The 20,815-nt window shown below is 65.6% G+C and carries 17 protein-coding genes and 1 pseudogene; 9 read left to right on the top strand and 9 right to left on the bottom strand.

Translation table 11 applies throughout. The features are described 5' to 3' along the window. The 4 genes from sucB to WAX14_RS13635 form a co-directional block, all read left to right on the top strand. Positions 1 to 1,075 (top strand): 2-oxoglutarate dehydrogenase, E2 component, dihydrolipoamide succinyltransferase (sucB, locus tag WAX14_RS13650; protein WP_422628593.1); only part of this gene is annotated, 1,075 nt, incomplete at its 5' end. A gap of 174 nt (positions 1,076 to 1,249) precedes the next feature. Next, on the top strand, positions 1,250 to 2,029 hold the full coding sequence (gene lipB, locus WAX14_RS13645; protein WP_422628592.1) for a lipoyl(octanoyl) transferase LipB: 780 nt from the start codon (positions 1,250 to 1,252) through the stop codon (positions 2,027 to 2,029). A gap of 55 nt (positions 2,030 to 2,084) precedes the next feature. Then, positions 2,085 to 3,095 carry a lipoyl synthase gene (gene lipA, locus WAX14_RS13640; protein WP_422628591.1) on the top strand — a complete coding sequence of 337 codons (1,011 nt, stop codon included), beginning with the start codon at positions 2,085 to 2,087 and terminating at the stop codon, positions 3,093 to 3,095. A 79-nt stretch (positions 3,096 to 3,174) separates the two neighbouring features. Beyond that, positions 3,175 to 3,915: a DUF4191 domain-containing protein gene (locus WAX14_RS13635; RefSeq protein WP_422628590.1), complete on the top strand. Its 741-nt coding sequence runs from the start codon at positions 3,175 to 3,177 to the stop codon at positions 3,913 to 3,915. Positions 3,916 to 3,961: 46 nt separating this feature from the next. Here the strand turns inward: WAX14_RS13635 and WAX14_RS13630 are convergent, their stop codons facing one another. Further along, complete coding sequence (locus WAX14_RS13630) at positions 3,962 to 4,438, bottom strand: RDD family protein (protein ID WP_422628589.1); 477 nt, start codon at positions 4,436 to 4,438, stop codon at positions 3,962 to 3,964. A gap of 211 nt (positions 4,439 to 4,649) precedes the next feature. Here WAX14_RS13630 and glnA point away from each other — a divergent pair, with 211 nt between their 5' ends. Both glnA and WAX14_RS13620 read left to right on the top strand, forming a co-directional pair. Then, the gene (gene glnA, locus WAX14_RS13625) at positions 4,650 to 6,086 is read left to right on the top strand and encodes a type I glutamate--ammonia ligase (protein WP_422628588.1); all 1,437 of its coding nucleotides are present in this window, start codon (positions 4,650 to 4,652) and stop codon (positions 6,084 to 6,086) included. A 140-nt stretch (positions 6,087 to 6,226) separates the two neighbouring features. Then, positions 6,227 to 6,496: a hypothetical protein gene (locus WAX14_RS13620; protein WP_422628587.1), complete on the top strand. Its 270-nt coding sequence runs from the start codon at positions 6,227 to 6,229 to the stop codon at positions 6,494 to 6,496. Between the two features lie 81 nt (positions 6,497 to 6,577). Here the strand turns inward: WAX14_RS13620 and pcaD are convergent. The 6 genes and pseudogenes from pcaD to WAX14_RS13590 all read right to left on the bottom strand — a co-directional run. Continuing rightward, a pseudogene (gene pcaD / locus WAX14_RS13615) lies at positions 6,578 to 7,336 on the bottom strand (3-oxoadipate enol-lactonase); the annotation flags it as partial. 45 nt (positions 7,337 to 7,381) lie between these two features. Then, the gene (locus WAX14_RS13610) at positions 7,382 to 8,758 is read right to left on the bottom strand and encodes an amidase family protein (protein ID WP_422628586.1); all 1,377 of its coding nucleotides are present in this window, start codon (positions 8,756 to 8,758) and stop codon (positions 7,382 to 7,384) included. An 89-nt stretch (positions 8,759 to 8,847) separates the two neighbouring features. After that, positions 8,848 to 10,464 carry a sigma-54-dependent Fis family transcriptional regulator gene (locus WAX14_RS13605; RefSeq protein WP_422628585.1) on the bottom strand — a complete coding sequence of 539 codons (1,617 nt, stop codon included), beginning with the start codon at positions 10,462 to 10,464 and terminating at the stop codon, positions 8,848 to 8,850. 105 nt (positions 10,465 to 10,569) lie between these two features. Beyond that, positions 10,570 to 12,018, bottom strand: a complete 1,449-nt coding sequence (locus WAX14_RS13600; RefSeq protein ID WP_422628584.1) for an aldehyde dehydrogenase — start codon at positions 12,016 to 12,018, stop codon at positions 10,570 to 10,572. A gap of 30 nt (positions 12,019 to 12,048) precedes the next feature. Further along, on the bottom strand, positions 12,049 to 13,158 hold the full coding sequence (locus WAX14_RS13595; protein WP_422628583.1) for an NDMA-dependent alcohol dehydrogenase: 1,110 nt from the start codon (positions 13,156 to 13,158) through the stop codon (positions 12,049 to 12,051). Positions 13,159 to 13,359: 201 nt separating this feature from the next. Then, complete coding sequence (locus tag WAX14_RS13590) at positions 13,360 to 14,268, bottom strand: LysR family transcriptional regulator (RefSeq protein ID WP_422628582.1); 909 nt, start codon at positions 14,266 to 14,268, stop codon at positions 13,360 to 13,362. Positions 14,269 to 14,461: 193 nt separating this feature from the next. Here WAX14_RS13590 and WAX14_RS13585 point away from each other — a divergent pair, with 193 nt between their 5' ends. The 3 genes from WAX14_RS13585 (at position 14,462) to WAX14_RS13575 (ending at position 18,896) form a co-directional block, all read left to right on the top strand. Further along, complete coding sequence (locus tag WAX14_RS13585) at positions 14,462 to 15,808, top strand: MFS transporter (protein ID WP_422628581.1); 1,347 nt, start codon at positions 14,462 to 14,464, stop codon at positions 15,806 to 15,808. A 122-nt stretch (positions 15,809 to 15,930) separates the two neighbouring features. Continuing rightward, complete coding sequence (gene mdlC, locus WAX14_RS13580) at positions 15,931 to 17,517, top strand: benzoylformate decarboxylase (protein WP_422628580.1); 1,587 nt, start codon at positions 15,931 to 15,933, stop codon at positions 17,515 to 17,517. A gap of 17 nt (positions 17,518 to 17,534) precedes the next feature. Beyond that, the gene (locus WAX14_RS13575) at positions 17,535 to 18,896 is read left to right on the top strand and encodes an FAD-binding oxidoreductase (protein ID WP_422628595.1); all 1,362 of its coding nucleotides are present in this window, start codon (positions 17,535 to 17,537) and stop codon (positions 18,894 to 18,896) included. Between the two features lie 459 nt (positions 18,897 to 19,355). On the opposite strand, the gene catC is transcribed toward WAX14_RS13575, so the two are convergent. Continuing rightward, positions 19,356 to 19,637, bottom strand: a complete 282-nt coding sequence (catC, locus tag WAX14_RS13570; RefSeq protein WP_422628579.1) for a muconolactone Delta-isomerase — start codon at positions 19,635 to 19,637, stop codon at positions 19,356 to 19,358. A gap of 29 nt (positions 19,638 to 19,666) precedes the next feature. After that, positions 19,667 to 20,794: a muconate/chloromuconate family cycloisomerase gene (locus WAX14_RS13565; RefSeq protein ID WP_422628578.1), complete on the bottom strand. Its 1,128-nt coding sequence runs from the start codon at positions 20,792 to 20,794 to the stop codon at positions 19,667 to 19,669. Positions 20,795 to 20,815 lie beyond the last annotated feature (21 nt).

Genomic DNA, 20,815 nt, shown 5'->3' with positions numbered 1-20,815 from the left:
CCCAGCTCCCGCTCCCGCACCACCGAAGCCGGCACCCGCGCCCGCAGCACCCAAGCCTGCACAGGCCGCCCCGAAGCCACCGGCGGCTCCCGCGGCTCCCAAGCCGGCACCGGCCGCGCCCGTCCCGTCGGGTGACGCGAACCCGTACGTGACCCCGCTGGTCCGCAAGCTCGCCGCCGAGAACGGTGTCGACCTGTCGACCGTCAAGGGCACCGGCGTCGGCGGACGCATCCGCAAGCAGGACGTGCTCGCCGCCGCAGAGGCATCGAAGATCCCGGCGACCACAGCTCCGGCAGCCGCCGCCCCGACGACACCGGCCAAGGCCCCGGGCGTGCGTCCCGAACTCGCGCAGTTGCGCGGTACCACGCAGCGTGTCAACCGGATCCGCCAGATCACAGCGGTCAAGACTCGCGAGTCGCTGCAGAGCACCGCTCAGCTCACGCAGACCTTCGAGGTCGACGTCACCAAGATCTCGCAACTGCGGACCCGGGCGAAGAAGTCGTTCGCCGAGCGCGAGGGCGCGAACCTCACCTACCTGCCGTTCTTCGCCAAGGCTGTCGTCGAAGCGTTGCGGGTGCACCCGAACATCAACGCGTCGTACGACGAGGGCAACAAGCAGATCACCTACCACCCGGCCGAGCACCTCGGCATCGCGGTGGACACCGAGCAGGGTCTGCTCTCCCCGGTGATCCACAATGCCGGTGATCTGTCGCTCGGTGGCCTTGCACGGGCGATCGCGGACATCGCCGACCGCGCCCGCAACGGTGGGCTCAAGCCGGACGAGCTGGCCGGTGGCACGTTCACGATCACCAACATCGGCAGCCAGGGCGCGTTGTTCGACACTCCGATCCTGGTTCCGCCGCAGGCGGCGATGCTCGGTACCGGCGCAATCGTCAAGCGTCCGGTCGTCGTGCGGGACGAAGCGGGCAACGAGTCGATCGGTGTCCGGTCGATGTGTTACCTGCCGCTGACCTACGATCACCGCCTGATCGACGGCGCCGATGCCGGCCGTTTCCTCACCACGATCAAGCACCGCCTCGAAGAGGGTGCGTTCGAGGCTGAACTCGGTTTGTGATCCGGTGACCCGTTCCGGCGGGTGACCACAGCTTCGCGACGCGGGGGCGGTGCCGATGCGGCACCGCCCCCGCGTCGTGTGTTTCGGGACGACTCGACCGAGCCGAGCAACTGGTTCCGTCGACGAAACACCTCCCCTTCTGGGAGCCGACCGGACGGCGTAGGGTCGACGTACATGAGTAGTGCCACCGCGTCCGCCCGCCTCGATCCGAATCCCGTCGTCGTCGCCCACCTCGGATCGATCGGCTATCTCGAAGCGTGGGAACGTCAGCGTGAACTCGCCGCCGAGCGCGCCGACGGCATCGGCGCCGACACGTTGCTGCTGCTCGAGCATCCGCCCGTGTACACCGCGGGTCGGCGCACCGAGGACGGTGACCGGCCCACCGACGGCACGCCGGTGATCGACGTCGATCGCGGCGGGAAGATCACCTGGCACGGGCCCGGGCAGCTCGTCGGATATCCGATCGTGCGGCTCGCCGAGCCGATCGACGTCGTGAACTATGTGCGGCGAATCGAGCAGGCCCTGATCGCGGTGTGCACCGACATGGGGTTGCGGTGTGGGCGCGTGGAGGGTCGTTCCGGGGTATGGCTGCCCGCCGAGCTGCGCGACGGCCGGTGGCTGCCCGAACGCAAGATCGCCGCGATCGGGATCCGGGTGCAGCGCGGTGTCGCGATGCACGGTTTCGCCCTCAACTGCGATTCGGCGCTCGACGCGTTCGATTCGATCGTTCCGTGCGGCATTCGTGATGCCGGGGTCGCGTCGCTGACCGGCGAACTGGGCCGCGCTGTGACCGTTGCGGAGGTGCTGGACGCCGTGACGACCGCGGTCGTCGACGCGCTCGACGGGACGCTCCCGGTAGCCGACCACGATATCGAACGGGTCACGTTCGGGCAGGCCGTTGCCGCATCCGATCCGGCACCGTCGAGCCCCGAATTCACCACGGTGCGCTTCTGACGGCCCGGTCTCCCCGGCCGGGGCCGGACCTATCCGCGGGCGTACGATCGACTCCGTGACTGTCGCCCCAGAAGGACGCAAACTGCTGCGGATCGAGACCCGAAACGCGCAGACGCCGATCGAACGCAAACCGAACTGGATCAAGACTCGGGCGAAGATGGGCCCGGAATACACCGAGCTCAAAGGGCTGGTGCGCAGCGAAGGTCTGCACACGGTCTGCGAGGAAGCCGGCTGCCCCAACATCTACGAATGCTGGGAGGACCGCGAGGCGACCTTCCTCATCGGCGGCGAGCAGTGCACCCGGCGCTGCGACTTCTGCCAGATCGACACCGGCAAGCCTACCGCCCTCGACCGCGACGAACCACGGCGCGTCGCCGAGTCCGTCCAGTCGATGGGTCTGCGCTATTCGACGATCACCGGTGTCGCCCGCGACGACCTGCCCGACGGCGGTGCCTGGCTCTACGCGGAGACGGTCCGCAAGATCCACGAATTGAATCCGGGCACCGGCGTCGAGAATCTCGTCCCCGATTTCAACGGCCGGCCCGAGTTGCTGCAGGAAGTGTTCGAGTCGCGCCCGGAGGTCCTCGCCCACAACCTCGAGACGGTTCCGCGGATCTTCAAGCGCATCCGTCCGGCGTTCCGTTACCAGCGGTCTCTGGATGTGCTCACCGCCGCCCGCGAGTTCGGTTTGGTCACCAAGTCCAACCTGATTCTCGGCATGGGCGAAACCCCGGACGAAGTGACCGAGGCGCTGCACGATCTGCACGCCGCCGGCTGCGACATCGTCACGATCACTCAATACCTGCGGCCGTCTCCGCGACACCATCCGGTGGAGCGGTGGGTCAAGCCGGAGGAGTTCGTGGCACATTCGACGACCGCCGAAGAGGTCGGCTTCGCGGGCGTGATGGCCGGTCCGCTGGTGCGTTCGTCGTATCGTGCCGGTCGCCTGTATGCCCAGGCGATGGCGCATCACGGACGTGAGTTGCCTGCCGGTCAGGCACATCTGGCGCAGGAGGGAACCGCATCGCAAGAGGCGAGCGCGGTTCTCGCCCGCTTCGCACAATAGTCAGCCGCTCGCTTCGCCCACGTCGCGCCGGTACCCGTGGTGGCGAATGCGCCACCACGGGGAACGTATCCTGAGAAGCATGGCGAACGGCAGCAAACCCACCAAGGAAGCGAAAGCGGCGGCGAAGGCCGCGCGCAAGCAGGCATCGAAGGAGCGGCGCACCCAGCTCTGGCAGGCCTTCCAGATTCAGCGCAAGGAAGACAAGCTTCTGCTGCCGTGGATGATCGGGGTGCTCGTCGCCTCGATCATCGTGTTCTTCCTGATCGGCTTGATCTTCGGACTGCAGTGGTTCTTCCTGCCGATCGGCGTCATCATCGGTGCGCTGCTGGCATTCATCATCTTCGGTCGCCGCGTACAGAAGACCGTCTACGCCAGGGCCGACGGTCAGGCCGGTGCGGCCGCGTGGGCGCTCGACAACCTTCAGGGCGCGTGGCGGGTGACCCAGGCCGTCGCCGGCACCACCCAACTCGACGCCGTGCACCGGGTGATCGGCCGTCCCGGCATCATCCTCGTCGGCGAGGGGTCCCCGAGCAGAGTCAAGGGCCTCGTCGCGCAGGAGAAGAAGCGGGTGGCGCGACTGGTCGGGGACACTCCGATCTACGAGATCGTGGTCGGCAACGACGAGGGTCAGGTGAAGTTGTCGCAGCTGCAGAAGCATCTGTCCAAACTGCCCCGGAACATCGACACCAAACGCATGGACACCATCGAGGGTCGGCTCTCCGCCCTGAACACCAAGAAGTCCGGTGCCGCCATGCCGAAAGGTCCGCTGCCCGCGGGCGCGAAGATGCGCAGCGTGCAGCGCACGATTCGGCGCCGCTGACGAGGGTTGCTACCGGGTTGGGGACGCCGAATCCGCGATCCCCGACCTATCGGCTGCGCACGACGGCAGTCTGGGTTGCCCGATCCTGGAGGCCGCGGCTGTCGATATCGGTGACGAGCGCCGGTGCGATGAACACGAGCAGCAACTGACGCGACAGCGCGCGGACGATGCCGACCCGCACCGGCGCATCGATCCGCGCGACCTGAAGTCCGGCGATGTACTGGCCGGGTGTGAAGGAGAACAGCGTCACACACACGACACCGACGACGTACCAGACGATCAGTGTGTAGGCGGACAGGTTGGGGCTCTCGAGCGGAGCTTCCCCGACGAGCAGCGCCGCAACACCCATCGCGGTGAACCAGTCGATCACCAGGGCGAGCACCCGCTTGCCCGTGGTGGCGAGCGAACCGGGACCGTTCTGCGGCAGTCCGAGCGTCTGCCCGGGATAGTCCTGCTCGCGGTGCTGGTCTTTCGGCAGTGCCGCCGAGGGACCGGAAAGCCAACTGCCCGTCATCCGTGCCATGCGTCCAGGATAGGCTGTGGCTCGCACTATTAGGCGAGCCCCGTGCTCCGTCGGTGACTTCTACCACACCTGACGTCCTCACCGCAGGACGACGCGAGGTGTAACACTGGCGAAACATGGGATTGATGGGCGGGCAACACCGAGTCCATACCGTCTGCTTTCGACGCAGGCGCCCATCACACTGGCGCGCACCGACTGAAGGAGCACAAGCGTGGCGTTCACCACGGCCGAAGAGGTCATCAAGTACATCGCGGACGAAAAGGTCGAGTACGTCGATATCCGCTTCACCGACCTGCCCGGCATCGAGCAGCACTTCTCGATCCCCGCGAAGGCATTCAATCAGGATGTGTTCGAGGACGGCCTGGCCTTCGACGGTTCCTCCGTCCGCGGCTTCCAGTCCATCCACGAGTCGGACATGCTGCTCCTTCCGGACGTGACGACCGCGCGCATCGACCCCTTCCGTGCCGCCAAGACCCTGAACGTCAGCTTCTTCGTCCACGATCCCTTCACCCGTGAGTCCTACTCGCGCGATCCGCGCAACGTCGCCCGCAAGGCCGAGGAATACCTGATCAGCACCGGCATCGCCGACACCGCCTTCTTCGGTGCCGAGGCCGAGTTCTACATCTTCGACTCGGTGTCCTACGACTCGAAGATGAACGGTGCGTTCTACGAGGTCGACTCGATCTCCGGCGGCTGGAACACCGGCAACGAGTACAACGCCGACGGCACGCCGAACCGCGGCTACAAGGTCCGCGCGAAGGGCGGCTACTTCCCGGTCGCACCGTACGACCACTACGTCGACCTGCGCGACGAGATCTCCACCAACCTGCAGCTCGCCGGCTTCGAACTCGAGCGCGGCCACCACGAGGTGGGCACCGGCGGCCAGGCCGAGATCAACTACAAGTTCAACACGCTGCTCGCCGCGGCCGACGATCTGCAGCTGTTCAAGTACATCGTCAAGAACACCGCGTGGAAGAACGGCAAGACCGCCACGTTCATGCCGAAGCCACTGTTCGGCGACAACGGTTCGGGTATGCACGTGCACCAGTCGCTGTGGAAGGACGGCAAGCCGCTGTTCCACGACGAGGCCGGCTACGCGGGTCTGTCCGATCTCGCCCGCTGGTACATCGGCGGCATCCTGCACCACGCGCCGTCGCTGCTCGCGTTCACGAACCCGACCATCAACTCGTACCACCGCCTGGTGCCGGGCTACGAGGCCCCCATCAACCTGGTGTACAGCCAGCGCAACCGCTCCGCCGCGGTCCGTATCCCGATCACCGGTAACAACCCGAAGGCCAAGCGCCTCGAGTTCCGTGCGCCGGACTCCTCGGGCAACCCGTACCTGAACTTCGCCGCGCAGATGATGGCCGGCCTGGACGGCATCAAGAACAAGATCGAGCCGATGGCTCCGGTCGACAAGGATCTCTACGAGCTTCCGCCGGAGGAGGCCAAGAACATCCCGCAGGCTCCCACGTCGCTGAACGCGGTCATCGACCGCCTCGAAGCCGACCACGAGTACCTCACCGAGGGCGGCGTGTTCACCACCGACCTGATCGAGACCTGGATCTCGCTCAAGCGCGAGCAGGAGATCGCTCCGGTCAACCTGCGCCCGCACCCCTACGAGTTCCAGCTGTACTTCGACTGCTGAGTCGGTTTCGTCCGCAGTAGTTTCGAAACCTGGTCCGCTCACCCTGTTTCGGGTGAGCGGACCAGGTTCGTTTCGACACCCTGATCGCACCCGCTCGTCGGGGCCGGGGAGGGCCGATCAGGTTGTGCCAGGTTGAGCGTATGAAGCTCCGACGCTCGGTATGCGTCCTCTCGATCCCGCTGTTCACGGCCGCCTGCGGAGACACCGCCGCCGCGCCCGCCACGTACGACGATGCGATCGACGAGTTGGTGTGTTCCAATCCCGGCACGACGTTCGAGGACATGGATGCCGAAACCTGCGCCTACGCCGAGCGACAGAACATGCCGCCGGAAGACGTTGCTAGAGAGGCAGTTCCGGGAGAACGCGAGGAGATCTCCGTCGACGGTGAATTCGGCGGACCGTGCCGATAGGCACAACGGCGCTCCGGTCCTATGGTGCGCGCGTCCCCTCGGGTGTCGACCCGGTGCGGCCGTCCGTCACGATCGACTCTTCGCCAGATGATCGGCGATCAAGTGCGAAATCACTTCGGGCTGTTCGACGTTCGCGAGGTGCGCCCCGGGGGCGACGACGTGGAATTCGGCGTCGGTGATGCCGTCCGCGAGGATCCGCATCGCGGCGGGCGGCGTCGCGGGATCCTCGTCTCCTGCGATCACGAGGGTGGGAGCGGCGATGCCGGCGAGGTCACCCCGGCCGTCCCAGTCCGAAATGGCCTCGCAACATGCGGCATAGCCCTCATCGGTGGTGTTCTCGACCATCTCGACGTGCCGGCCGATGAGCGAGGGGTCGCTCGCGGCGCGTCCGGAACTGAACCAGCGGGACACGATGGACTCGGCGATCGACGCGAGCCCTTCGGTGCGCACGGTCGCAGCGCGGTCGATCCACGGCCCCGCCGGCAGGAACGCCGGCGACGTACACAACAAGGTGAGGGTCCGGACACGAGCAGGGTGGTGGGCGGCGAGCCATTGACCCACAGCGCCGCCGAGCGACAGGCCGACGTAGTGCACCGACTGCAGTTCCAGCGAGTCGAGTAGTGCGACGATGTCGCCGCCGAGGTCGCTCATCGAGTAGGGGCCTCGGGGCGCGGGCGATGATCCGTGTCCGCGATGGTCGACGGTGATGAGGTTCCAGTTCGCGGACAGTGCGTCGATCTGCGGCTGCCACATCGACAGATCGGATCCGAGTGAGCCGAGGAGGAGAACCGGTGGTGCTGACGGGTCTCCGTGCTGTTCGTGGTGAAGTGTGACGGGCAATCGGTGCTCCATGTTCGCAATGTGGACGGACGGTCGCTATACGAACTAGAGTAATTCCGATTCTGGAACGACACAACGACGGGCACTCGGGCTCACTACTTCTGCGATGCGCTGCCCACACGCGAGCAGGTGATCGTCAGCGAAGAAGCGCCCTTCGATGCAGAGACCGACCGCCAGCGCGTCGGGCGTGGTTCCCACAGGGACAGAGAGCATCGGCACACCCGCGACCGTGCCGGGCGCAGTATTCCGGGTCACGGTCGAAAAGACCGGCTGCGGCCTGCCGTTGACCTCGAAAGTGTCGTCCTCACCGAGGAACGGAGGCAGGGTGTGCACGGTGGGGAAGATCAATGCGTGGGCGCCGCTGGCCGTGAATGCCTGCTCATAGACCCGCCTCAGTTGCCATCGGCATCGTCGAGCCCGCTCGTAGGCCGACGGGGCGATACGCCGTGCCGCGATACCTTCGACCGTGGCCCGGACGTCCGGTGACGCGATACGATCGACAAGATCGCCGATGTCGGTGGGCAATCTGCGTCCCGAAGCGTCGAATACCCGTGCCGGTACGAGTCGTTCGGTTTCGTAGAACACCAACTCGATGCCTGGACCGGCCGCGAGAAGCATATCGTCGGGCAGGGACACGTCGACAAGGGTGACACCGCGTTGCTCGAGGGCACTCAGGGCAGCGGTACAGGCCTGCGCGACAACTGGGTCCATGTCGTGATACCGACTGGCGACGACACCGAGGACCATTTCGGAAAGTGCAGGCGCTGCAGGGGTTTCCGTTCGAGTGATCACATGGTCGACGAATACGATGTCCTCGACGGTGCGGGCGTGGATGCCGATGGTGTCCCGCGTGGTCGACAGGTTCACCACGCCATCGCCCGGATAGCGGCCGGTGGTGGGCCGGAAGCCGGCGACTCCGCAGAATGCGGACGGAATCGTGACCGAACCGCCGGTATCCGTTCCGAGACTGAAGGGAACTGTGCCCATCGCCACTGCCGCAGCACTGCCGCCACTGGAACCACCCGCACTTCGATTGGGGTCGAGGGGGTTTCGGACCGCACCGTACGTCTTGTTGTTGGTGGTGACACCGAAAGCGAGTTCGTGCAGGTTGGTCTTTCCGAGTACCACTCCCCCCGCCTCACGTAGGGCGCTGACAACTGCGGCGTCGGTGGCAGGTATGTGCTGGGCCAACATGGGACTGCCTGCAGTCGTGGGTGTTCCAGCGACGTCGATGTTGTCCTTCACCCCGAACGGCACACCTGCCAGCTCACCGCCGGTGTCGGCAGGAACGGGGTTGTCGGCGACCGAAATGAAGGTGTTGTGCGATCGGGTGGCCTCGAGCGCGGCCTGCCGAGAGTCGCCCAGCAGCTCGATACGTTCGGGCACCGCGGTGCCGAGCCACTGACGGAGTGTGCGAGTCATGAATCCTCGGTAGATGTAGTCGGAGATGAAGAACTGCAAGAACTTTCGATCGCTGTAGCATGGGCTCGCGGACGGTAGGGACCCGAGCGTCAGCGCTGCGACGGCGCGAGGCCGTAGCTGCGGATTGCCCGGTACAAGGTGGTACGGCTGATCCCGAGTCGTTGAGCCGCGGCCTTCTTGTTCCCCCCGGTGTCGTGGAGGGCCTTGGCCACCGCGTCACGTTCGGCCTGTTCGAGGGGCGTCAAGGCGCGCACCATGCGGGTCCGCATCGCCTCGGGGAGATCGGCGACCGTGACGTCGCCGCTGCTGCGTTTACCGGCAACGACTGCGACGACGGTGTGCAATTCGCGCAGGTTGCCGGGCCACTGCTGGCCGGTCAGTGCCTCGAGTGCGGCAGGGGTGAATCGGGCCGGTGCGGGGTGCGTGAGTTCGTTGAGCATGGAGGCCGCCAGGGACGGGATGTCGGTGCGGCGCAGCCGAAGCGGGGCCAGGTCGATCCGGTCGCTGCAGTGCGCCACCAATGCTGCGTGCTCGGCCGGCAATTCCTCGGCCGGGGCACTGGTGAGCACGACGTCGGCTCGGCCGGCGCGGATCGCCGCAGCGGTGCTCCGGGCCGACGACGCCGACAGCAATTCGATCGACTCGACCACCACTCGACCGGGCTCGGCAAGGTGGCGGCGCAGCGTCTCGAGCCACGAGCGGGACCCGAGTTCCGCGGCCTGGGACGCGTCGAGCCAGGTCGCGGCCTCGTCGCTGAGACGACGGGCGGTGGTTGTGCGACCTGTTCCGGGTTCTCCGGTGATCACCCGTGCACGGGGCGCGGTACGCACAGCAGTGTGTGGCACCTGGGTCGGCCGCGGTGCGGCGTCACCGTCGAAAACGAACAGCGCCGCGCTGCTACCGGGGATACGGGTGACCGTCGCAGACAGCAGACGACCGACGGCCGACGATATTTCCCGGCGGACATCTCTGCCCGCCGGCACTTCGACGGCCAGCGTGCGCAGCAGAACGTGGTCGGCCGGTTCGAGCATCTGCACCGCGGGAGTGTTGGCAAGCAGGATGTCGTCGCCGATCGCGACGACGGGCCGGGTGCGGGCGCGAGCAGTGGCGTCTTGAAAACTACGGAAGATACGCTGTTCGGCCCGTCGTGCCTGCTCGAGCAGGCCGTCACCGATCCGGTGGGCCGCACGGATCACGAACGGCGCAAGCAGGGGGCTGTCGTCTCGTGTCAGGCACGTGATGTCGAGGACGCCCTCGACGCGGCGGGTGATCGGATTCAGGATCGGCTCGCCGTAGCAGCTGAAATCCTTCAGTGCGTCGATATAGTGCTCGTCGCCGCGCACCGCCAGGCCGCGTCGTAGTTCGAAGGCGGTGGCGATCGAATTGGTACCGGTGGTCTCCTCGAGGAAGCGTCGTCCCTCGACGGTTCCGATGTTCTCGAGTCTCGGTTGAAGCTGACGTTGACCGAACCGCAGATCGACCAGGCGGGCGGTGCGGTCGGCAAGGATGACAGCGAAGCCGGTGTCGGCGAGTTCCTCGGCCATCTCGTCCAGGATCGGGGCGGCAGCGACCATCAGTCGGCTGCGTCGGTCGACGTCGTCGATCTCGGCGTTGTCCACCGATGCCTGCGGATACAGCCCACTCATGGCCACCCGTTGCCAGGATTGGGCGATGAGCGGCCGCAGTGACGGGTCGAGTTCACCCATGATCTCGACGTCCCTTCATGTCGATCACAGCTACTGCGAGTGTAGGTCCGGTGATCACCCCGCGGAACCGGCGGGAAGTGCGACGGTCCCGCGGGATGTGGTCGATCAGCTGAGGTAGACGGACTTGAGTTCCTGGTAGTTGGCCAGAGCTTCGGGCCCGAGTTCGCGGCCGATACCGCTGGCCTTGACCCCACCGAACGGCGCGGTCGGCTCGGGCAGATAGGTGTTGATCCCGATCGTGCCGGTGTGTACTCGCTTGGCGAGCGCCACACCTCGATCGTGATCGGTGGTCCACACGGTGCCGCCGAGCCCGTAATCGGAGTCGTTCGCCAGGCGCACGGCCTCCTCGTCGTCGGTGTAGGGGATCACCGACAGCACCGGCCCGAAAATCTCTTCCTGGGCGATGGTGTGATTGTTGTCGACGTCCGCGAAGATCGTCGGCTCGACGAACCAGCCCCGATCGCGGCCGGCGGGCCGTCCGCCGCCGGTGGTGATGCGGGCACCGTCACCGAGGCCCTTGGCGATGTACCGCTCGACGCGATCGCGTTGCGCGGCGGTCGCCATCGGCCCGATCTGGGTGGCCTCGTCCAGGGCGTCCCCGACGGTCAGGGATCCGGCGAAATCGGTGAACAGGTCGACGATTTCGCGGTAGCGGCTGCGCGGGGCGAGAACACGGGTGCCGAGAAAGCAGGTCTGGCCGTTGTTGAGAAGGGTGGAGGTGAACAGCTTCTCGGCAAGCTGCTGCAGGTCCAGGTCGGCGTCGTCGAGGACGATGGCAGCGGATTTACCGCCGAGTTCGAGGGTGACCGGGCGCAGGAGCCGGCCGCACACCTCACCGATCGACCGGCCGGCCGCGGTGGAGCCGGTGAAGCTGATCTTGTCCACTCCCGGATGAGCCACCAGATGTGCGCCGATCTCCCGGCCGCCGGGGACGATGTTGATCACCCCGGCGGGCAGGCCCGCTTCGGCGACGGCCTCGGCGAACAGGTAGCTGTCGAGGACGGTTTCCGGAGACGGTTTGATCACCAGCGTGCAGCCGGCAGCGAGCGCCGGGGCGTACTTGAACGCGGCGAGGGTCTGCGGGAAGTTCCACGGCACGATCGCACCGACGACACCGAGCGGTTCGCGCCGCACCAAGGTGGTGCCACCGAACAACCCTGCCCGGGTCTCTTCCAATGCCGTCTCCCGTGCCAGCCGTGCGTAGTAGCGCAGGAGCACCACCGGGAAGGCGCCTTCGAGTTGGCGTGCCACCGCGACCGGCATACCATTTTGCGCGCTGACCCGTTCGACCACGTCACCGGCGCGGCGTTCGAGCACGTCAGCGAGCCGCTCCATCGCTGCGGCCCGATCTGCCGGGAGCCAGTGCGCCCAGCCCGACGGGTCGTCGAACGCCCGGCGAGCGGCGGCCACTGCGGCGTCGACGTCGACGTCGTCGGCCTCGGGCACCGATCCGATCGGTTCTTCGGTGCTGGCCGAGATCGCGACGATGCGTCCGGTGGAGTTCGGTGCCACCCATTCGCCGCCGATGAACAGCACGTCATAGTTCAGATTCATGGTTTCTTCCTGGATCGGTGCGTGAAATGTTCAGAAGGTGAGGACGCCGCGCAGGTTGCGGCCTTCCCGCATGTCCTGGTAGCCGGTGTTGAGTTCGTCGAGTGTGTAGGTGCGGGTGACGAGTTCATCGAGCTTGAGATGCCCGCTGCGATAGAGCTGAAGAAGTTTCGGTATGTGCAGGCGAGGGTTGGCGCTGCCGAACAAGGATCCGACCACCTTCTTCTCCATGAGCACCAGGTCGAGGGCGTTCATCGACACGGTGTCCTCGGTGGCACGGTGCAGGTTGGTGACGACGACGGTGCCTCGTTTCCCGGTCATCGCCAGACTCTCGGCGATCTGATTCCCCTCGCCGACTCCGGTGGTGTTGACGACGACGTCGGCGCCGCGACCCCAGGTCAGTTCGGTGACCAGGGCGAGGGCTTCCTCGCTGGTTGCGACGGCGTGGGTGGCCCCGAGTTCGAGTGCTTTGGTGCGTTTGAACTCGACGGGGTCGACGGCGACGACGTACTGTGATCCGGACAGTGCAGCACCTTGGACAGCGTTGATGCCGATTCCACCGACTCCGACGACGACGGCGGTATCACCGGGGCGGACCCCTCCGGCGAACACCGCCGAACCCCATCCGGTGACGACTCCGCAGCCGAGCAGGCATGCCTTGTCCAAGGGGATATCGTCGTCGATCTTGATGCAGTTGGCTTCACTGACCACGGTGTGCTGAGCGAAGGTGCCGAGGAGGCACATCAGTCCCAGATCCTGGCCACGGGCGTGGTGGCGAGCCGTGTGATCGGAGATCTGGGTGCCGTCGCCGAGATACCGGCCGAGCTCACACAGGTTCTGCATGCCGGCCGAGCACGCCGCGCAGCGTCCGCAGGCCGGGATGAAACCGAAGATCACCCGGTCGCCGGCCACCAGTCCGTCGACACCGGGGCCGACCTCGAGCACGGTGCCTGCACCTTCGTGACCACCGATCATCGGCAGCGGCCACGGCAGATCGCCGGTGAGAACGTGTTCGTCCGAGTGGCACAGGCCACTCCCTGCCATCTCGACGAGAACCTCGCCGCGCCTGGGTGGATCGAGGTCGATTTCCTCGACACTCCAGGGACCGCCACGTTCCCACAGGATCGCTGCCTGGGTCTTCATCCGCACTCCTTCGGGTGATGCACACCACGTTCGTTCGCTGGTGCTCTCAGCCTCACAAAGAGTCGCGCGGTGTGAGTGTTCCGTTTGTGGACACACCGGGAGCGTGCGCGACGCGGACGATCATGGAAAAAGCACAGGTCGCCGCGCCATTTTCGACGCATCCGAGGCCGCCCCCAACGAATGCGCGGGTCAGGAAGAACGTCACGCGGTGCCGATATCGGTGCTCAGGGCGGTGCGTACGGCGTGCCGGAACCATGCGATGCCCGGGTCCGGCAGGACCCGCTTGTAGGTGTAGAGCGAGATTTCCACGGCAGGAACATCGAACGGCAACTCGAAGGTTTTCACCGGCGCGATGCCGAGGAACTGGTCGGCGACCGAGCGCGGGATGATCGACAGATAGCGCGTCTGCTCGATCAGGTGTGGCAGGGCAGCGAAGTGCGAAATCCGCAGGGCCACATCCCGGACGTGACCGAGCGACGCGAGGGCGTGGTCGACATCGGTGTGCCCGGTTGTGACCTCCACGGCGATATGCCGCTCGGCCAGGAAGTCGTCCAGTGTGGGCTCGTTGCCGATGCGCGGGTGGTCGGCGCTACAGATCCCGCAGTAGCTGTCCCGCCGAATCAGATCGCGATCGACATCGGGTGCGGTGATCGGTGGGGTACAGATCGCCGCGTCGGCCCGGCCCTGCCGGAGTCGGTCTTCGACGACGGAGAAGTTCAACGGCTCGACGTGGAGGTCGATGTGTGGGGCGGTGTCGGCGATGAGTCGAAGCACCGCCGGCAACAGGTTGATTTCACCGAGGTCGGTGGCGTGCAGGCGAAACGTCCGCCGAGATGTCGTCGGGTCGAACCGCCCGGCGCCTCTGACCGTGGTGTCGATCACCTCGATGGCCTGACGCAACGTCGGATAGATCGTGGTCGCCAGTTCCGTCGGTTGCAGACCGCCCGGGGAGCGATTGAACAGTCGGTCGTTGAAATGCCTGCGCAGTCGCCCCAGCGCATGACTGACGGCAGGTTGGGTCAGCGACAACTCCTCCGCGGTCCGGGTGGCACTGCGAGTTTCGTACAGCAGTAGAAACGTCGGGATCAGGTTCAAATCGAGCTGCGCCATAGTCAAAATAAATGCAATTCATAGGGTGATGTCAACCATTCATTGGAGTTATCACCATTCTTCCGGTTAGCGTGACGTGCGCCACATGGCCGAGGGCGGGTCTCCCCGGTTCCGTCAGCCCACCCGCTGCGAGCGGGACGCGGAGCACTTCGCCCGACATCCGTTGCATCTCCCGGATCGAGAAAGTACGCACGTGACTCAAACAAGTTCCCGCGCAACACACCCGAAGACCGCCGCCTCCTCACGGGTCGTCCTCCTACTGTGTCTGCTGTCGGTCGTTTTCGAGGGCTACGACATGGTCGTCTACGGCACAACATTGCCGACGATGCTCGCCGACCCGGCATGGAACCTCAGCGCGGCGCAAGCGGGTGTGATCGGCAGCTACGCCCTCGTCGGCATGCTCGCCGGATCCATCTTCGCCGGCGCCGTGGCCGACCGCCTCGGTCGGCGCCGCCTGATGATCTGCGCAACCGGCTGGTTCTCCGCCTGGATGGGGATCTGTGCACTCGCACCCGACGCCACCCTGTTCGGCATCGGCCGCTTCTCCGTCGGAGTCGGTGTCGGCGCACTCATCCCGCTCGCTGCCGCGATGGCAGTGGAATTCTCCCCGAAGGGGCGGAGCCACAGCTACAGCGCCATCGTATGGGCCGGCTTCCCCGGAGGTGGAGTACTCGCCTCACTGCTCGGGCTGGTCCTGATCGACTCGTTCGGTGTACGCATCATGTACTGGATCGGCCTCGTACCACTGCTCGTCTTCGTACCGGTGATGCTCAAGTTTCTGCCCGAATCACCGAGTTTCCTGCTGGCCCAGGGTCGGACCGAGGACGCCTACCGTGTAGCCGATGCCGCCGGGATCGATCGGCCCGAACCCGCACAGGCCGACGAAAAGGTCGGTCCTCGTGCACTGTTCACGCAACGACTGTGGCGCGCCACCGTACTGTTGGGACTCCTCAGCTCCTGTGGCCTGCTGCTGACCTACGCCTTGAACACCTGGCTGCCCAAATTGATGCAGTCCTCGGGCTTCGGCAGCAACTCGTCGTTGACCTTCCTGCTCGTGCTCAATGCCGGAGCGATCATCGTGCCCCTGTTCGCGTCCCGACTCTCGGATCGGATCGGCCCGCAGGCGGTGACGGCAGCAACCTTCGCAGGCGCCGCGGTCGCCATCACGATCCTGAGCACCGACGTGTCCTCCTGGCTGCTGTTCATCCTCGCGTTCGTTGCCGGTGCCGGCACCATCGGCGCCCAGGTCCTCGTCTACGGTTTCGCTGCTTCGTACTACCCGGCATCGTGCCGAGCCGCCGGCACTGCCTGGGTCGCCTCCGTCGGCCGACTCGGCGGTGTCGCCGGACCCACCCTGACCGGACTCGTCGTCGCGGGCGGCACCGGCGTCACTCCGGCCTTCTACCTTTTCGCGCTCATCGCTGTGATCGGTTCCGCGGCAGCACTACTGGTACCTCGCATGCGTTCCACCACCCCCACGGCCTACGCAACCCCGAACCTCTCGGCTGATCAACTCGTCACGTTCCGTGCTCAACCATGAGAACACCACCCATAAGCACTGTGCATGTTGATATATCAATCATTCATTAGGTCGATACCACGGGGGCGGTTAGCGTCGACGATGCGACCTGCCCGATGTCGAGGACCACAGAAGGAGTTCCCATGACGACGGTGAGCGAAGCGACATACGAGGTGTTGCGAGCGCGCGGACTCACCACCGTATTCGGCAACCCCGGATCGAACGAACTGCCGTTCCTGTCGGGTATGCCGGACGACTTCCGCTACATACTCGGTCTGCACGAAGGCGCGGTCCTGTCGATGGCCGACGGCTATTCACTGGTGTCCGGAGATGCGGTTTTCGTCAACCTGCACGCCGCATCCGGTTCCGGCAATGCCATGGGGGCACTGACCAATTCGGTGTACTCCCACAGCCCTCTCGTCGTCACCGCCGGGCAACAGGTTCGCTCGACGATCGGACAGGAAGTGATGCTGTCCAATGTCGATGCCGGAACCCTGCTGAAACCACTCGTGAAGTGGAGCAGTGAACCCACCTGCGCGGAGGATGTTCCCCGCACCATCAACCAGGCCATCCACACCGCACTACTCCCGGCGAAAGGCCCGGTATACGTCTCGGTCCCCTACGACGACTGGGCGCACCAGGCCCCGGCCGACTCGGCCGACCTCGTCCACCGGCAGGTGCACAGCGCTGCGGCCATCTCGGGCGACCAACTCGACTCCCTCGCCGAGATCCTCGCCACGGCGACGAATCCTGCTCTGGTACTCGGGCCGGCTGTCGACGCCGACCACGCCAACAACCATGCCGTGCAGTTGGCCGACACGCTCCGCGCCCCGGTATGGATCGCGCCGTCTCCGTCCCGCTGCCCGTTCCCCACACGCCACCCCTCCTTCCGCGGGGTCCTCCCTGCCGGAATCGCAGATTTGGCAAGCACATTGAACGGACACGATGTGGTACTGGTGATCGGTGCTCCCGTCTTCCGCTACCACCAGTACGTACCCGGCAACTACCTACCCGACGGCACCCGGCTCATCCAGATCACCGACGATCCGGGAGAAGCCGCCCGTGCGCCGGTCGGTGAGGCCTACGTGGCACCGGTCGGAGCCACACTCGATGCCTTGTCTTCCCTGATCGAACCCAGCACCCGGCCGCCCCTTCCCCCCCGAGACCGCGTCGACGCCCCGATCTCCACCGGGCACGGACTCGACCCGGCCCACTTGTTCTCCCTCATCCGCACCGCCGCACCGGACGATGCGATCTACGTCAACGAGTCGACTTCCACCGCCGACGCCTTCTGGTCCCAGATGGATCTGCCACATCAAGGCAGCTACTACTTCCCCGCCTCGGGCGGGCTGGGTTTCGGCCTCCCGGCCGCGGTCGGTGCGCAACTCGCCGCGCCGCAACGCCGCGTCGTCGGCCTCATCGGCGACGGTTCGGCGAACTACGGCATCACCGCGCTGTGGACCGCAGCCCAGTACCGGATTCCGGTGGTCTTCATCATCCTGAAGAACGGCACCTACGGCGCGTTGCGTGGATTCTCGCAGATTCTGGGCACCGGAGAGACTCCCGGCCTGGACGTCCCGGGAATCGACTTCGTCGAGATCGCCACGGGGTACGGCGTGGCCGCTACCGCGGTTGCCACCGCCGAAGACTTCACCACCGCCTTCAAGGACGCGCTCACCGCCACCGAACCACACCTGATCGAAGTGCAAACCACGTTCTCCCACAACTGAACTCGGAAAGACCGATGATGAATCACCTCGAAGACCTCTGCCACGTCGTACCCGCGGACATCGTCGTCACCGACCCGGACACGATGGAGGGATACCGCCGCGACAGCGCCGACCTGGTCGCTGCCGGGAAGCCCCTCGCCGTCCTGCGTCCCCGCACCACCGAGCAGGTCTCACACATCATGCGGTGGGCCACCCGCACCGGCACCGTCGTCGTTCCGCGTGGAGCCGGCACCGGATTGTCGGGCGGTGCTACCGCGCTCGACAACTGCATCGTGGTCAGTCTGGAGCGGATGAATTCGATCCGCCGATTCGATGCGGTCGATCACACCGTCGAGGTCGAAGCCGGTGTGGTCAACGCGGATGTGGGACGAGCCGTGGTCGATGCCGGGTTGTTCTATCCTCCGGACCCGGGCAGTTTCGAGGTCTCGACGATCGGAGGTAATCTCGCCACCAATGCCGGCGGGATGCGGTGTGTGAAGTACGGCGTCACCCGCAACTCCGCGCTGGGGCTGGAAGTCGTGCTGTCCGACGGCAGGGTCCTGCGCACCGGTGGCCGAACGGTCAAGAACGTCGCCGGCCTGGATCTGACCCAGATGTTCATCGGGTCGGAGGGAACGCTGGGTATCATCACCGCCGCCACCTTGCGGCTTCGCCCCCGGCCTGCCGCGACCGCGACCTTCGTCGCGGCCTTCCCGACCGTCGAGGCCGGCGGGAACGCACTGAACGCCATCTTCGCCAGCGGTGTCACTCCCAGCATGCTCGAACTCATGGACAACGCCACGATCAACGCGGTGGAGGACTACCAGCGCATGGACCTCGACCGGTCGGCGGCTCTGTTGCTGATCGGCCAGGCCGACGGCAGCGATGCTCTGACCCAAGCCGAAAAGCTGGCAGAGTGCAGTACCGCCGCGGGAGCCGACCTGGCTTTCGCCACCGCCGATCCCGCGGAAGCGGACATGCTCCTGAATGCTCGGAGATTGGCCGGCTGGGCCACCATGGAACAGCACCACACAATCATCGAGGACGTCGGGGTACCGCGTACCCGCCTGCCCGAACTCCTCGGGGCCATCGACACCATCGGTCGGGAGACCGGTATCCGCATCGCCACCGTCGGTCATGCCGGCGACGGCAATCTGCATCCGATGTTGTTGCTGCCCGACCTCACCGAATCCACGCGAGTACGAGCGATGGGCACTGCCGATCGCATTTGTTCCGCGGCGCTCGCCCTCGACGGGACGATCACCGGCGAGCACGGGGTCGGGGAACTCAAACGCGGATGGCTCACACAGCAACTCGACCGAACCAACCTCGACGTGCAGGCGAGTATCAAACAGGCGCTGGACCCACGGAACCTGCTCAATCCCGGACGCGGATTTTGATCGTCGGCTCGGACATCGATGCACGATCTCGCTCCCTCGAATCGACATGGCACCAGTAGTACGAATCGCCGCAGTACAGGCAGAGCCGAGATGACCGAACCTCGACGCCGGCGCAGATCAGGCCGTCGACCTGATCGCCCAGGCTTTCTCCGGAGATGCCGACGACGCCACGAGCATGACGGACGCCGTGGAGGGCCGAACATTCGTACTTGCACCGCGGGACACCGTGGGGCAGGTGGGGCAGGACTTGTTCTGCGACACCGATGACACGAGGCGACTTCTCCTCGTGGGTGGCGGATTCGCTCAGAGCTACGGTCCCGTGTCCACCAGGTGGACGCCATCCTGCCCGGGCGGGACCATCACTCGGTCCCGTCCGGGCAGGATTTGATCGTCCGGGGTGAATCGTGAGTTCCGTGCAGTTTCAGTAGATCGAGATGTGCGGCCGATCGCGATACGCGACTATTTGACGTCGGAACCGTGCTTCGTCAACGGCATGATCTCGATGTTCATATACGGGAACAACGGGAGATTCCACAGGATCTCATGGAGTTCGTCGGCGGAGTCGACGTCGAAGATCGAGATGTTGCTGTACTGGCCGACGATCCGCCAGATCTGCGGCCACTTGCCGCTCCGCTGCAATTCCTGGCTGTAGGCCTTCTCCTTCGCGATCGTCTCGTCCCGCACCTGCGGGTCGAGGTCGCGGGGAATACTCACATCCATCCGGACATGGAACAGTGCCATGAGGTGTTCTCCTTCGTCGGGTGCGGAATTCAGTCTCGTGCATATTTCTTGACGACGTCCATGTCGAGTTCCACACCCAGGCCCGGCCCCGCCGGCAGGTGCACCTGACCCTCGGAGTAGTCGAGAGGCGTCCGCAGCAGTTCGACGGCGAACAGCTGCGGGCCGAACAATTCGGTACCGTAGTTGATTCCGGGCTCGGCGCAGGCAAAGTGAATCGACGCCGCAGTGCCGATAGGTCCTTCGATCGACGTCGCGCCGTGGCAGCGCAATCCAGCAGCCTTCGCGACCGCAACAACTTCCTTGCTCCGCTGCAGGCCACCACATTTCGTGGTTTTGAGTGCGATGACATCGGCTGCGGCGAGCTTGGCGACCTCGTAGGCATCGTGCGGGGTGTGGACGGATTCATCCGCCATGACGGGTGCGGACACGCGCCGGTTGATCTCGGCGAGGACGTCGAGTTGGTCTGCAGGGGTGGGCTGCTCGATGAGTTCGACGCCGCCGTCGACGAGTTGCGGCACGTATCGCAGTGCGGTGAAGCGGTCCCAGCGTGCGTTGACATCGATACTGAACCCGACCTTGCCGTCGAACGCCGCGACGATCTTGGTCACCCGCTCGGTGTCCACCGCGGGGTCGAGTGCACCCATCTTGAGCTTGAACGAGAAGTTCAGTCGCTGCTCGATCTTGTGCGTGACCTCTTCGACGATCTCGTCGAGGGGTGCGGCGCCGAGCGCCCAGCGCACATCGACTCCGGTGCGGAACGCGCCACCGAGCAGCGAGGCGACCGGAATTCCGAGGCTGCGGCCCCAGGCGTCGTGCATGGCCACATCGACGGCAGCCTTCGCGAAACGTGCGTTCGCGACGATGCGTTCGATGTCGAGCATGATGCCACTGATCTCGTCGACGCCGCGGCCGATGATGTACGGACCGAGGTAGCGGTCGACGATCTGCTTCATCGTCTCGACGGATTCGCCTCCCCACCACGGACCGCCCGGCACGACCCCTTCGCCGTAGCCGGTGACACCACCGGCGGTGGTGACAGCGACGAACAGGATCGGTTGCACTTCCGACGTCGTGGTCGCGAACTTGTGCGGACGGATCAGCGGCACGTCGACGATCGTCGATTCGACGGCGACGATTTTCAGATCAGGATCGGACATGGTCGTCAGCTCACTATCGGT

The organism is Rhodococcus sp. (in: high G+C Gram-positive bacteria), assembly GCF_049299235.1.
GTDB lineage: Bacteria > Actinomycetota > Actinomycetes > Mycobacteriales > Mycobacteriaceae > Rhodococcus.
Note: the sequence above shows the minus strand (reverse complement) of the source record. Positions and strands in the feature narration are given on the sequence as shown.